This window comes from Pseudoxanthomonas sp. USHLN014 (genome assembly GCF_037153335.1).
In the GTDB taxonomy this organism is placed as follows: Bacteria; Pseudomonadota; Gammaproteobacteria; order Xanthomonadales; family Xanthomonadaceae; genus Pseudoxanthomonas_A; species Pseudoxanthomonas_A winnipegensis.
In genome coordinates, this window is sequence record NZ_JBBCKO010000001.1 from 79434 (window position 1) to 93128 (window position 13695).

Annotated in this window: 11 protein-coding genes; 5 read left to right on the plus strand and 6 right to left on the minus strand. The window is 70.9% G+C overall.

The window, feature by feature from the left end:
• Positions 1–19: 19 nt before the first annotated feature.
• Positions 20–646, minus strand: a complete 627-nt coding sequence (locus tag WFQ05_RS00375; RefSeq protein ID WP_337052175.1) for a DUF937 domain-containing protein — start codon at positions 644–646, stop codon at positions 20–22.
• A 111-nt stretch (positions 647–757) separates the two neighbouring features.
• Here WFQ05_RS00375 and WFQ05_RS00380 point away from each other — a divergent pair, with 111 nt between their 5' ends.
• Positions 758–1453, plus strand: a complete 696-nt coding sequence (locus WFQ05_RS00380) for a YafY family protein (RefSeq protein ID WP_337052176.1) — start codon at positions 758–760, stop codon at positions 1451–1453.
• 194 nt (positions 1454–1647) lie between these two features.
• Here WFQ05_RS00380 and WFQ05_RS00385 read toward each other — a convergent pair whose 3' ends face one another.
• The gene (locus WFQ05_RS00385; RefSeq protein WP_337052178.1) at positions 1648–2355 is read right to left on the minus strand and encodes a superoxide dismutase; all 708 of its coding nucleotides are present in this window, start codon (positions 2353–2355) and stop codon (positions 1648–1650) included.
• A 398-nt stretch (positions 2356–2753) separates the two neighbouring features.
• On the opposite strand from WFQ05_RS00385, the gene WFQ05_RS00390 reads away from it, so the two are divergent.
• On the plus strand, positions 2754–3401 hold the full coding sequence (locus tag WFQ05_RS00390) for a glutathione S-transferase family protein (protein ID WP_337052181.1): 648 nt from the start codon (positions 2754–2756) through the stop codon (positions 3399–3401).
• 172 nt (positions 3402–3573) lie between these two features.
• On the opposite strand, the gene mutS is transcribed toward WFQ05_RS00390, so the two are convergent.
• Positions 3574–6237 (minus strand): DNA mismatch repair protein MutS, encoded by a 2664-nt coding sequence (gene mutS, locus WFQ05_RS00395; RefSeq protein WP_337052182.1) that lies wholly within the window; start codon positions 6235–6237, stop codon positions 3574–3576.
• Between the two features lie 276 nt (positions 6238–6513).
• Positions 6514–7515, minus strand: coding sequence for an NAD-dependent epimerase/dehydratase family protein (locus WFQ05_RS00400; protein ID WP_337052730.1), 1002 nt, complete (start codon positions 7513–7515; stop codon positions 6514–6516).
• A gap of 104 nt (positions 7516–7619) precedes the next feature.
• Between WFQ05_RS00400 and WFQ05_RS00405 the strand changes: the two genes are divergently transcribed.
• The 3 genes from WFQ05_RS00405 (at position 7620) to WFQ05_RS00415 (ending at position 10045) form a co-directional block, all read left to right on the plus strand.
• Entirely contained in the window at positions 7620–8546 is a 927-nt protein-coding gene (locus WFQ05_RS00405; protein WP_337052184.1) for a LysR family transcriptional regulator, read from the plus strand.
• Positions 8547–8663: 117 nt separating this feature from the next.
• Positions 8664–9053 carry an OsmC family protein gene (locus WFQ05_RS00410; protein WP_337052185.1) on the plus strand — a complete coding sequence of 130 codons (390 nt, stop codon included), beginning with the start codon at positions 8664–8666 and terminating at the stop codon, positions 9051–9053.
• 155 nt (positions 9054–9208) lie between these two features.
• Positions 9209–10045, plus strand: coding sequence for an aldo/keto reductase (locus tag WFQ05_RS00415; RefSeq protein ID WP_337052186.1), 837 nt, complete (start codon positions 9209–9211; stop codon positions 10043–10045).
• Positions 10046–10112: 67 nt separating this feature from the next.
• Here WFQ05_RS00415 and WFQ05_RS00420 read toward each other — a convergent pair whose 3' ends face one another.
• Together WFQ05_RS00420 and WFQ05_RS00425 are read right to left on the minus strand one after the other, a co-directional pair.
• The gene (locus tag WFQ05_RS00420; protein ID WP_337052187.1) at positions 10113–11183 is read right to left on the minus strand and encodes a transporter; all 1071 of its coding nucleotides are present in this window, start codon (positions 11181–11183) and stop codon (positions 10113–10115) included.
• A gap of 74 nt (positions 11184–11257) precedes the next feature.
• Positions 11258–13549, minus strand: a complete 2292-nt coding sequence (locus tag WFQ05_RS00425) for a glycoside hydrolase family 3 N-terminal domain-containing protein (protein WP_337052188.1) — start codon at positions 13547–13549, stop codon at positions 11258–11260.
• Between the last annotated feature and the right edge of the window lie 146 nt (positions 13550–13695).

The window sequence follows — 13695 nt, forward strand, 5'->3', positions numbered from 1 at the left end:
CAACGCCGGGTGCGTGCCCTCAGCGCGAGCCGCCGAACAGGCCGCCGCCGAGCTTCATCAGATCGCCCAGGTCCAGCTGGCCGTTGCCGTCCTGGTCGAGCACCTTGCCCAGCAGACCGCCGGCCAGGCCGCCGGACTGCTGCACCTGCGCGTGCTCCTGGCCCAGCGCCTGGCCCAGCTGCGAGGCGTCGCCCTGGCCGTTGCCGAGGAAACGCTGGGCCAGGTAGGACATCACGATCGGCGCCAGCAGCGCCAGCAGCTGGCTGGCCTTCTCGCCGCCCAGGCCGGTCGCCTGGCCCAGCCCGCTGGCCGCCGTCGGCGCGCTGCCGCCGAAGATGTGGCCGAGGATGCCGGCACCGTCGGTCTGCGGACCGGCGCCGCCGAGCACCGAGCCGAGCAGTCCGCCCAGGTCGAAGCCCGAGGCCGCCCCGGCGTGGTCGCGCTGCAGCGCGCCGAGCAGCGCTTCGGCGCCCTGCGGCTGCTGGGCGTTGCGGCCCAGCGCGCCGAGCAGCAGCGGCAGCGCGGTGGCGATGGCGCTCTGGGTCTGGGCCGGTGCGGTCCCCAGCTGCGCGGAGATCTGCTGCACGGGCGCGCCCTGCAGCTGCTGGAACAAGGCCTCGGCCATGCCGGAAAGGGAAGAGGTCATCGTGCGGCTCCGCCGTCAGGGATTGGGGCGTGGACGTTAGCCCAAAGCGGATTGCGCCGGGGTTAACGCGCGCGGCTGCCGGCGCGCGTGCCAGCCATCTATGCTGATGGGATGACCGCCCGCGCCACGCGCCTGCTGCACCTGCTCGACGCCCTCGGCGGCCGGCGCCACCCGGTGGCCGGCGCGCGCCTGGCCGAGCAGCTCGGCGTCAGCCTGCGCACGCTGTATCGCGACATCGCCACCCTGCGCGACCAGGGCGCCGACATCGCCGGCGACCCGGGCGTTGGCTATCTGCTGCGGCCCGGCTTCCTGCTGCCGCCGCTGAACTTCGGCGAGGAAGAACTCGAGGCGCTGGTGCTGGGCGCGCGCTGGGTCGCCGCGCATGCCGACCCGGAGCTGGCCGCCGCCGCGCAGCGCGCGATGGAGCGGGTCACCCGCGTGCTGCCGGCGCGACTGCGGCTGGAGGTGGAGACCAGCGGCCTGTTCGCCCCGGAGTGGACGCCGCCGCCGCCGGAGCCGTGGCTGCCGGCGCTGCGCCTGGCCATCCGCGCCGGGCATGCGGTGCGCGTGTGCTATCGCGACGGCGAGGGACGCGACAGCGAGCGCACGCTGTGGCCGTTCGCGATGGCCTTCCTCGACGACAGGCGTCTGCTGGCGGCCTGGTGCGAACTGCGCGGCGACTTCCGCCATTTCCGCGCCGACCGCATGCAGTGGCTGGTGGACACCGGTCAGCGCTATCCCGCCCAGCGCCACGCGCTGATCAAGCGCTGGCGTGCCCAGCTCAAGCCGGCGCCGGCTACGGGTTGATCGCCACGGACTGCGGCCGGCGAAGCTGACGGCGCATCGTAAATGTCCAGCAAGCGCGTGGCTTGGCGTGCTTCATCGTGGAGCAGCGCGTCGCAATCGCCCATGCGGAACGCCAGCAGGTCCGGATACTCGAGTCCGCGCGAACCGTGGCGCGTGCGGCGCGACCGCGGAAGGCCGCGCCGCATCGGACGGGGTCACTGCTCGTGCGTGGCTGCCTCGAAGCGCGCGTTCACCTGGGCCCAGTTGACCAGCGGCCACCAGGCCTTGATGTAGTCGGCGCGCTTGTTCTGGTACTTCAGGTAGTAGGCGTGTTCCCACACGTCCAGCGCCAGCAGCGGCGTGCCGCGTTCGGCCACCACGTCCATCAGCGGATTGTCCTGGTTCGCGGTGGTGGTGATCGCCAGCGCACCGTCAGGTTTGACGATCAGCCAGGCCCAGCCGGAGCCGAACAACTTCGTCGCCGCTTCCGTGAACTTGGCCTGGAACGCCTGCTCCGAGCCGAAGCTCTGGATCAGTTTGGCCTTGAGCGCGGGCGAGGGGCTGCCGCCCTTGCCGGCCGGCGCCATCAGGGTCCAGAACAGGCTGTGGTTGTAATGGCCGCCTGCGTTGTTGCGCACGGCCGCGTCGTAGCGCGAGACCTGCGCCTGGATGTCCTCCAGCGAGGTCGTGGCCAGCGCGGGGAAGTCCTTGACCTTGGCGTTGAGGTTGTCGACGTAGGCCTTGTGGTGGCGGTCGTGATGGATCTCCATCGTGCGCGCATCGATGGCCGGCTCGAGCGCATCGTTCGCGTAGGGCAGCGCCGGCAGCGAGAACGGCGGCTTGTCGGTCTGGCCTGCGCAGACGACGCTGGCCGCGGTCAGCAGGGCGGCCATGCAGAGGGTTTTCAAGGCGAAGCGTTTCATCTGTCCATACCTCCAGCGATGGGGAGCATGCTCCCGGGGTGCCCATGAGGGGGCGGTAATCCTTGCGATTCCTCACTGAGGGACGGGTCGAACGCGCGCCGCTACCACCCTGTGCCGACACGCGACGCCGACGATCGGCGCCCACGGGCGGGCGATGCGGTGCAGGAACTCGTCCTCGTCCATCGAGTCTGCGGACGATAAGCCTGAATCTGGTCGCGGCCGAGCGTATGCAAGTGCCCGTGCATGCGGCGGTTGGCGGCTGGTGGATGCCGGCCAGCGCTATCCGGCGCGGCGCCACGCGCTGTTCAAGCCGGAGCCCGCCAGCGCCGATCGCTGCTGACAGTGGCTGTCAGCAGGGGCTGAGGACACTGGCGGCTCATCCACAGCGGAGCGCCGTCATGCAAGAACCCCTGATCCTCTACACCCATCCGATGTCCCGTGGCCGCGTGGCGCGCTGGATGATCGAGGAGACCGGCCTGCCGTACGAAGCGAAGATCATCGACTTCGGCGCGCCGATGAAGTCGCCCGAATACCTGGCGATCAACCCGATGGGCAAGGTGCCGGCGCTGCGCCATGGCGAGGCCATCGTCACCGAGAACGCGGCCATCTGCGCCTACCTGGCCGAGCTGGTGCCCGAGCGCCGCCTGGCACCGCCGGAAGACTCGCCCGAACGCGCGGCCTACCTGCGCTGGCTGTTCTTCATGGCCGGTCCGTTCGAGGCCTTCCTGACCGCCAAGCACAGCGGGACGCTGGCGTCGGCGTTCGATGCCGGCTATGGCGAGGAGAGCGCGCTGCTGGACACGCTGGAGCAGGCCGTGGAGGGCCGCACCCACCTGGCGGGCGACCGCTTCACCGCGGCCGATCTGTATGTGGCCGCTTGCCTGGGTTACTACCTGCGCACCGGCGAGCTGGAGTCGCGCCCGGCCTTCGTCGCCTTCGCCAAGGCCCATACCGGGCGCCCGGCGGCGCTGCGCGCAGGCGAGCTCGACAACGCGCTCATCCCCCAGCATCCCAATCCGAACATGCCCGCGAGCGCGGCGGCCTGATCGGTTGTTGCCTGGTGGAGCCGCCATGTTCTTCGTGGCGGTCTAGCTTTCCAGGCAACTTCATTCCCTGTGGGAGCCGCCATGGCGGCGATGGGGCTTTACCGGGAAAGCCCATCGCCGCCATGGCGGCTCCCACCAAGCTGCTTTCCAAGCGGCTTTCGGTGTTCGCTCGCTACAGCAGCGCCTTCAGCCGGTACAGCGCCTCCAGCGCCTGCTTGGGGCTGAGTTCGTCCGGGTCGAGCGCGGCCAGGGCTTCCTGCGCCGCCGAGGGCGCGGCGGCGAACAGGCCGAACTGCTGCGGCGCGTCCAGCGCCTGCGGCGCCATCTTCGATGCGTGGGTGTCGCTGCCGCGCCGTTCCAGTTCGGCCAGGCGGCGGCGCGCCTGGTTCAACGTGCTGCGCGGCAGGCCGGCCAGCGCGGCGACCTGCAGGCCGAAGCTGCGGTTGGCCGCGCCGTCCTTGACCGCATGCATGAACACCAGCGATTCGCCGTGCTCGATCGCATCCAGATGCACGTTGGCGATGCCGCTGGGCCCGCCTTCCACGCTCTCGTCGGCCAGCGCGGTCAGCTCGAAGTAGTGCGTGGCGAACAGCGTGTAGCAGCGGTTGACCGCGGCCAGATGGCGCGCGACCGCATCGGCCAGCGCCAGGCCGTCGTAGGTCGAGGTGCCGCGGCCGATCTCGTCCATCAGCACCAGCGAGTGGCGCGTGGCGTGGTGCAGGATGTAGCTGGTCTCGGCCATTTCCACCATGAAGGTCGACTGGCCGCGGGCCAGGTCGTCGCCGGCGCCGATGCGGGTGAGGATGCGGTCGATCGGCCCGATCTGCGCGCGGCTGGCCGGCACGAAGCTGCCGATATGCGCCAGCAGCACGATCAGCGCGTTCTGGCGCATGTAGGTGCTCTTGCCGCCCATGTTCGGGCCGGTGATCACCAGCATCCGCCGCGCGGCGGCGGTGTCGCTGCCGTCCAGGCGCAGGTCGTTGGGCTCGAACGGCTCGTTGCGCACGGCCTCGACCACCGGATGGCGGCCGCGTTCGATCAGCAGGCAGGGCGCCTCGAGCAGTTCGGGTCGGGTCCAGTCCAGCGCCTGGGCGCGCTCGGCGAAGGCGCACAGCACGTCCAGTTCGCTCAGCGCCGCCGCGCAGCGCTTGAGCGGCTCGAGCACCTCGCCCAGCGCATCCAGCAGCTGTTCGTACAGCACCCGCTCGCGGGCCAGCGCGCGTTCGCGCGCGGACAGCACCTTGTCCTCGAAGGCCTTGAGTTCCTCGGTGATGTAGCGCTCGGCGTTGGTCAGGGTCTGGCGGCGGGTGTAGTGCACCGGCGCCTTGTCGGCCTGGCCCTTGCTGATCTCGATGTAGTAGCCGTGGACGCGGTTGTAGCCGACCTTCAGCGTGGCGATGCCGCTGGAGGCGCGTTCGCGCGCCTCCAGGTCGATCAGGAACTGGTCGGCGTTGGTCGACAGCTGGCGCAGTTCGTCCAGTTCGGCGTCGAAGCCTTCGGCCAGCACGCCGCCATCGGTGAGCTTGAGCGGCGGCTGCTCGGCCACGGCGCTGACCAGCAGATGCGCGGTGGCGTCGTGTTCGCCCATGGCCGCGGCCAGCGCCGCCAGGCGCGGCGAATCCAGCGGCGCGAGCAGTTCGCGCAGGCGCGGCAGCAGCGCCAGGCTGTTGCGCAGCGTGGACAGGTCGCGCGGGCGCGCCGAGCGCAGCGCCACGCGGGTGAGGATGCGTTCGACATCGCCGAAGGCGCGGAAGGCCTCGCGCAGCGCCTGGCCGACGCTGGTCGTGGGGTCGTTCGCGGTGCCGCGCTCGATCAGGGTCTCCACGGCGTGGTGGCGCTGGTTCAGCACGTCGTGCGCGCGCAGCGGGCGATGCAGCCAGCGGCGCAGCAGGCGCCCGCCCATCGGCGTGACCGTGCTGTCCAGGATGCCCAGCAGGGTGTGGCGCACATCGCCGTCCACGCGCGTGTCCAGCTCCAGGTGGCGGCGCGTGGCGGCGTTCATGGCGATCGCCTCGGCCGAGGGCTCCAGCGCGATGGCGCTCAGATGCGGCAGCTGCGACTTCTGCGTCTCCTCGACATAGCCCAGCAGCGCGCCGGCGGCGGCGATGGCCTGCGGCCGGTCCTGGATGCCGAAGCCGGTCAGGTCGTGCAGCTTGAAGAACTGCAGCAGCTGGCGCCGGCCGCTGTCGGCATCGAACAGCCACGGCGCGCGCCGGCGCACGCCGCTGCGCCCGGCCAGGAACGTCGGCCAGCCCTCCTCGTCGGGGACCAGCAGTTCGGCCGGCTCCAGGCGCGCCAGCTCGGCCTCCAGCGCGTCATCGGATTCGACCTCGTTGACCAGGAAGCGCCCGCCGGCCAGATCCGCCCACGCCAGCCCGTAGCCGGCCTTGCCGCGCGAGAGCGCCATCAGCAGCGTGTCGCGGCGCTCGTTGAGCAGCGCCTCGTCGGTGACCGTGCCCGGGGTGACGATGCGCACCACCTTGCGTTCGACCAGGCCCTTGGCCAGGGCCGGGTCGCCGATCTGCTCGCAGATCGCCACCGACTCGCCCAGCGCCACCAGCCGCGCCAGATAGCCCTCGTAGGCGTGCACCGGCACGCCGGCCATCGGGATCGGCGCGCCGCCCGAGCTGCCGCGCTGGGTCAGGGTGATGTCCAGCAGCCTCGCGGCCTTGCGCGCGTCGTCGTAGAACAGCTCGTAGAAGTCGCCCATGCGGAAGAACAGCAGCAGGTCCGGATACTCGGACTTGGCCGCGAAGAACTGCTTCATCAGGGGCGTGTGCTCGACGGCGCCCTTGCTGTTGCTCGGTTTGGCTGCTGAATCGGTGGACTGCAACATCGGGTTCTCGGTGGGGGAGCGGTCAGGCTGGGCGCGAGGCGAGGCGGCGGCTGGGGGCTGAGGCGCCCTTGGCATCAGGCGATGCGCCTGTCGCGGCGCCCGGCGTCGGCGGACACGCCGGGCGCCAAGTTTAGAACGGCTGACCGCACCCGTCCTTCCCCGCTGGGTGGGAACCGGGTGTCTGTGGGGGCTGATGTCGGCGCAGCGCTGCGTCTGGATTTGCGCGAGGGCTTCTTATGGGGCCGCTGCGCGGAGGACGAGCGGCAGGCATGTACATCAGCCGGCACGCGCCGACGCCGGCGACGCGCCCGTGCGGGGGATGCAGCCCATTCCGGCCAGCGTCGCCTCCACCGCGTCTTGCAGTGGCGTGTGCGGCTCCTCGCCCAGGACGGCCGCGAGGTGTCGGCCGTCCAGACGCACCGGCGCGTTCCAGAGGTACCGCATTTCCCGCAGCTCGCGCAGGGTCGGGACGAACGGCGCCAGCGCCCAGGTCAGCCACCAGGGGAAGGCCGCCACGGCCGGGTCCTGTCCGTGCTTGCGGGCGACGGTGCGGATCGCCTGTGCCATCCGGGTTCCATCCGCATCCCAGTGCCCGGCCATGTGGAAGCGGGCGAACGGCGCCAGGGTCTGGCCGCGACCGAGCAGCGACACCATCGTCCGCGCCACATCGGGCAAGTAAGCCCACTGGTGCCCGACGCCAGGTCTTCCGGGCAGCAGGATCTTCTTCACCGGCTGGCCCGGCTTGACCAGGCCCTGCGAGAACCAGCTGTTGCCCGCGCGCGGCCCGAAGAAGTCACCGGCGCGCACCACGATCACGCGCGCGCCCCGCGTGGTGGCAGCGTGCAGGCGGTCCTCCATCTCCACGCGGATGCCGCCCTTGCGGCTGGTCGGATGCTGCGGGGCGTCCTCGGCGATCAGGGGAAACGCGTCGGGGCCGTAGTTGTAGACCGTGCCTGGCAGGACGATCGTGGCGCGTTCGGCGATGGCGGCGGCGATGGTGTTGTCCACCATCGGCAGGACGCGCTGCGCCCAGTGGCGATAGCCCGGCGGATTGACCGCATGGACGATGGCCCGGCAGCCGCGCGCGGCGCTCATGACATCGTCGCGGTTCATCGCGTCGCCGCGCTGCCAAGTGATGCCATCGCGCTGCTCGGCCACCGTGTCCAGGCCGCGCTTGAGGGCCCGGACGCGCCAGCCCGCATCGCGCAGCTGGCGGGCGACTTCGCCGCCGATGCCGCCGCTGGCGCCCAGGACCAGCGCTTGTTTGTTCGAAGAGATATCCATGGAGCTGCTTCCTTCCTGCCGATGGGAGGCAGGAAGCGTCGGCCAGATCCGGATGGCTGTGAATTGCCGATCGCCATCGATCCGCTATACATTTTCGTATGGCCGAAAAGATCGGATGGGAGCACTACCGCAGCCTGCTGTCCGTCCTGACGGAAGGTTCGCTGTCCGGCGCCGCGCGTGCCCTGGGCATCACCCAGCCGACCGTCGGCCGACACATCACCGCCCTGGAAACCGCCTTCGGGCAGACCCTGTTCACCCGCACGCAGGCCGGCCTGGTGCCGACCGATGCCGCCGTCGCGCTGCGGGGGCATGCCGAGGCCATGCGCAACACCGCCGCCGCCCTGGAACGCGAAGCCCTCAGCCAGGGCGAGGGCATCCGCGGCACCGTGCGCATCTCGGCCAGCGAGGTCATCGGCATCGAAGTGCTGCCGCAGGCGCTGGCGCGCCTGCGCAACGAGCACCCCCTGCTGAAGATCGAACTGGTGCCGACCAATCGCGTGCAGGACCTGCTGCAGCGCGAGGCCGATATCGCCATCCGCATGACCCCGCCCCGGCAGCAGGCCCTGGTCGCACGCCGGATCGGCAGCATCGAGCTGGGGCTGTTCGCCCACACCGACTACCTGGCCCGGCACGGCACACCGTCCACGCTCGCCGATCTAAAGGGGCACGCCTTGATCGGCTTCGATCGCGAGACGCCGTTCCTGCGTGCCGCCACGGCGCGCTTCCCGTTCCTGGACCGCGACGCCTTCGCGCTGTGCAGCGACAGCGATGTGGCGCAGCTGGCCATGATCCGCGCAGGCTGCGGCATCGGCGCCTGCCAGGCGGCGCTGGCCGCGCGCGATGCCGACCTGGTCCGCGTGTTGCCCGACGCGTTCTCGTTTCCGCTCGAGGCCTGGGTCACGATGCACGGCGACCTGCGCGGCAGCCGGCGCTGCAAGGCGGTGTTCGACGCCCTGGTGGCCTGCATGGAGGCGCATGTCGCGTTGTCGCGTCCGCTTTCCGCTTCCGGCGGTGCCGGGCGATGAGCGGCGGGGATCAACGAGGGCGCACCGCAGCCAGCACGACCCGCATCGGCTCGCCCGTCCCGTTTGGCGGCGCGCTGGCACAGTCTTCCACCAGGCGATGAACCACAGGAGCGCCGCATGTCCCACGTCCGCATCCAGTCCACCGGCACCGACTACGCCCACCGCATTTCCACCGCGCACCACACGCTGGTCGCCGACGAGCCGGCCGCGCTGGGCGGGCAGGATCAGGGCATGGCGCCGTTCGACCTGTATCTGGCTTCGCTGGCCGCCTGCACCGCCATCACGCTGCGCATGTACGCGCAGAAGAAGGGCTGGGACCTGGGCGAATTCAGCGCTGAGCTGTCCTCCGAGCGCGACGCCGACGGCAAGCTGCACGTGCATCGCAAGCTGCACGCCTCGGCGGCGCTGAGCGATGCGCAGTGGGAACGTCTGCTCGACGTGGTCGCGCGCACGCCGGTCACCCTGGTGATGCGCGAGGGCGCCACCATCACCAGCGAGCGCGCTTGAGATTTACGCCCTGTCTGCCCTCGTGATGCTGCAGGGCGAGGGATGCATGTTCGCTGCTACACATATTGTCCGCGTGCCACTCACGCTTCGCTGAGCGCTCGAGCGTTACGTTCGCCCGCACGGCAAGTCTCGTCGTGCAGCGCAGGTGCTCCGCCATGTCCCCCATCCCCACCACCCGACTCGGCGGCCAGGAGGTCCCGGTTCTCGGCCAGGGCACCTGGAACATGGGCGACGATCCGGCGCGGCGCAAGGCGGAGATCGAAGCCCTGCAGCGCGGCATCGACCTGGGCCTGCGCCTGATCGATACGGCCGAGATGTACGGCGAAGGCGCGTCCGAGCGCCTGGTCGGCGAGGCGATCCAGGGCCGGCGCGACGACGTGTTCGTGGTCAGCAAGGCCTACCCCCAGAACGCCTCGCGCAGTCGCCTGCCGCAGGCCTGCGAGCGCAGCCTGCGCCACCTGGGCACCGATCATATCGACCTGTACCTGCTGCACTGGCGCGGCGCGGTGCCGCTGGCCGAGACCGTCGAGGCGATGCAGGCGTTGCGCCAGGCGGGCAAGATCCGCCACTGGGGCGTGAGCAACCTCGACGTGGACGACATGGAGGAACTCATCGACGCCGGCGGCACGCACTGCGCGACCGACCAGATCCTCTACAACCTCACCCGGCGCGGGCCCGAATACGACCTGCTGCCGTGGCTGGAAGAGCGTCAGATCGCGGCGATGGCCTACAGCCCGGTGGAGCAGGGCCGGCTCAAGGGCCACGCGGCGCTGCAGAAGGTCGCCCGGCGCCACAGCGCCAGCGACCTCCAGGTCGCGCTGGCCTGGGTGTTGCGCCGCCAGGGCGTCATCGCCATCCCCAAGGCCGCCAGCCGCGCGCATGTGGAGGACAACGCCGGCGCACTGTCGCTCACGCTGACCGACGAGGACCTGGCCGATCTGGACCGCGCCTTCCCGCCGCCAAGGGCCAAGCGCGCGCTGGAGATGCTCTGAGGCGGCTGGCCGCGCACCTTGAGTTCGTCGTCGAATTCCGTCGCTGTCAGCGAATCGTGGCGAACGCCTAATCCGCGCGCCGACCGAAGGCCAGCCAGGCCAGCACCGCGGTCAGCAGCACCAGGCCGGTCACCACCACGGCGAAGCCGTGCGCCGAGCTGGCCAGCGGCATGCCGCCCACGTTCATGCCGAACAGGCCGGCAATCAGGTTGACCGGCAGCGCCAATACGGTGACCACGGTCAGGATGAACAGCGTGCGGCTGCTCTGCTCGTTGACCAGTGCGGCCAGCTCTTCCTGGATCAGCTTGACCCGCTCGACCAGCGAGGCCGAATCGCCCACGGCCGTAGAGAACTCCTCGGCGGCCTGCTGCAGGTCGATCACGTCCTCGCGGCTGATCCAGGCCGGCGGCCGGTTCAACAGCCGGAACAGGGCGGTGGGCTCGGGCGCCAGCAGGCGCTGCAGCCGCACCAGCGAGCGGCGCAGCGCGCCCAGCTCCTTGCGGTCGGTGGCCACGCGGTTGTCCAGCAGCCGGTCCTCGATCTGGTCCACGCGCGCGGTCGACTTGCGCACGATGTCGCCCAGCACGCTGGCCTGGTCGCGCAGCAGATGCGCCAGCAGGTCCACCGGCGAGCGGAAGTCCTGGCCGTTGCGCACCGCCGTGCGCAGCTGCTCGACCGAACGCAGCGGCCGCAGCCGCGCGCTGACCACCAGCCGCGGTGCGATGCTCAGCGTGGTGGTGCCGACCTCGGACGCATCGAAGGTGGAGTCGAACAGCACGTCGTGGACCACCGCCACCAGCGCGCCCTCGTCCAGCTCCAGCCGGGTCGAGCCCACGCCGCTGCCGAGCGAATCGTGGAAGGCTTCCGGCAGGGTCAGGCGGTTGGCCAGGAAGCGCCGCGAGGCCTGGTTGGCCAGCGAAAAGTGCAGCCACAGGAACTCGCCGCGCGCACTGGCCTGCGGATCGGCCAGGAAGGCATCGACGGCCTCGCTGCCGAACGCCTCGGCCGGCTGGCCGGGCACGAACCGGTAGCCCCAGATCAAGCCGTCTTCGTTGGAACCGTAGTGCTCGAGTTGAGGCATGCGCGCGGGCGAGGGCAGGCGGAAAGGCCAAGCGTAGCCCAGCGAACCGATTCGCATGCGACAGCGCCAGCACACCCGCACCGGCTTTGTGGGAGCCGCCATGGCGGCTCCCACGAAAAGCGTCGGCCCGATCAGCCCAGCAGTTCGAACGTCCCGTGCAGCCCGTCCACCTCGGCCGACGGCGCCACCCAGACATCGAAGAGGCCCGGCTCGACCGTGGGCTTGAGGTCCTGGCCGATGAACAGCAGGTCGGCGCGGCGCAGGGTGAACTCGACCTGCGCGCTGGCGCCGGGCTCCAGGCGGATCTTGCGGAAGTCCTTCAGCTCCTGCACCGGCCGGGTGATGCTGGCCACGCGGTCGTGCACGTACAGCTGCACCACTTCCTCGGCCGCGCGGCTGCCGCGGTTGCTGATCGTGGCGCGCACGGTCAGCGCGCCGTCGGCCGGCAGCCGGCCATCGCCGATGTCCAGCCCGCCGTATTCGATCCGCCCGTAGGTCAGCCCATGGCCGAATGGGAACAGCGCCGAGTTGGGCGCGGTCATGTAGCGCGTCTTGAACGGGCTGAGCTTCTCCGGCTCCGGATCGGGCCGGCCGGTGGTCTTGTGGTCGTAGTAGTACGGCACCTGGCCGGACTCGCGCGGGAAGCTGACCGGCAGGCGCGCCGACGGCCCGTGCGCGCCGAACAGCACATCGCACAGCCCCAGGCCCGAACGCGAGCCCAGGTACCAGCCCACCAGCACCGCCTGCGCCTTGGGCGCCAGCTTGCCCAGCGCCAGCGCGCGGCCGTTGCCCAGCACCACCACCACCGGCTTGCCGGTGGCCGCGACCGCGTCGAGCAGGTCCTGCTGCACCTGGGGCACGGTGATCGAGGTGCGCGAACGCGCCTCGCCCGAGTCGTCGCGCGACTCGCCGATGGCCATCACCACCACGTCGGCCGCGCGCGCGGCGGCCACCGCCTCCTGCACGCCGCCGGCCAGCGGCTTCTGGTAGCCGCAGCCGGCCACCACCTGCAGCAGGGAAGGATCGGCCAGCGTCTGCTTCATGCCGGTGGCCAGGTCGCTGCCCGTATCGTCGCCCTCGAACAGCGTCCACGGGCCCTTGGTGCTGTCCCAGTCCTGCGCCAGCGGGCCGATCAGGGCGATGCGCTGGCCGCTGGTGCGCAGCGGCAGCACATCGTCCTCGTTCTTCAGCAGCACTACCGACTTGCGCGCGGCCTCGCGCGCCAGCTCCAGCGTCTCGGGCAGGCGCTGGCGCGAGGGCGCCGACGGCTTGATCCGGCGGCACGGATCGTCGAACAGGCCCAGCTGCGCCTTGAGCTGCAGCACGCGCCGCACCGAACGGTCGACCACCGCCAGCGGCACCTCGCCGCTTTCCACCAGCGAGGGCAGGTGCTTGAGGTAGAGCCCGCTCTGCATGCTCATGTCCACGCCGGCCAGGATCGCCAGCCGCGCCGCATCGCGCCCGTCGCGGGCGAAGCCATGGGCGATCAGTTCCTCATCGCCGGTGTAGTCGGAGACGACCACGCCGGTGAAGTCCCATTCCCCGCGCAGCACATCGTCGAGCAGCCAATGGTTGGCCGTGGCCGGGATGCCGGAGATCTCGTTGAACGAGGCCATCGTGGTCATGGCGCCGGCGTCGAAGCCGGCCTGGAACGGCGGGAAATAGGTCTGCCGCAGCACGCGTTCGGACACGTCGGTGGTGTTGTAGTCCAGGCCGCCCTCGGCCGCGCCGTAGGCGCAGAAGTGCTTGGGGCAGGCGACCACGGCCTCGGGGTCGGCCAGGCCGCGCTCGCCCTGGAAGCCGTGCACGCGCGCGGCCGCCATGCGCCGGCCCAGCAGCACGTCCTCGCCGCTGCCTTCCACGCCGCGGCCCCAGCGCGCGTCGCGGGCGATGTCCACCATCGGCGCGAAGGTCCAGTCGATGCCGACCGCCGATGCTTCCATCGCCGCCGCGCGCGCGGTGCGCCGGGCCAGCTCCGGTTCGAAGCTGGCCGCCTCGCCCAGCGGCACCGGGAACACCGTGGTGAAGCCATGGATGACATCGGCGGCGAACAGCATCGGGATCTTCAGCCGACTCTGCATGGCGGCCTTCTGCAGGCGCTCGTGCCAGAGCACGTTGGAGCTGTTGAACACGCCGGTCAGCTGGCCGGCCTTGACCGCGGCCACCTGCGCCGACACCGCCGAGGTGTTGCTGATCGGGTTGGCCGCCGCGGCCGCACCGTTCTGGCTGGCCGAGGCCATCAGGGTCAGCTGGCCGGCCTTCTCGACCAGGCTCATGCGGCCGATCAGGTCGTCGATGAAGGCCGGTGTCTTCGCGCCGTCGCGCGCGCGGCCCAGCGCAAGGCCCATCGGCAGCTGCGAGAGCAGGGTGGCCGCGCCCGCGGCGGTAAGCAGCTGTCGCCGCGTGATTCGGTGTTGGGTCATACCGCTCCCTCCAGGGCAGAGCGTGTTCGGGCCACTTGGGGTGGCGGGGTCAGGTGGTGAAATGTAATCGTTTACACGGAAAACGCACGCGGCATCGCACGATGCCGCGCCCGATCGGGCCGGGTCCGACGATCTGGGATACTGGA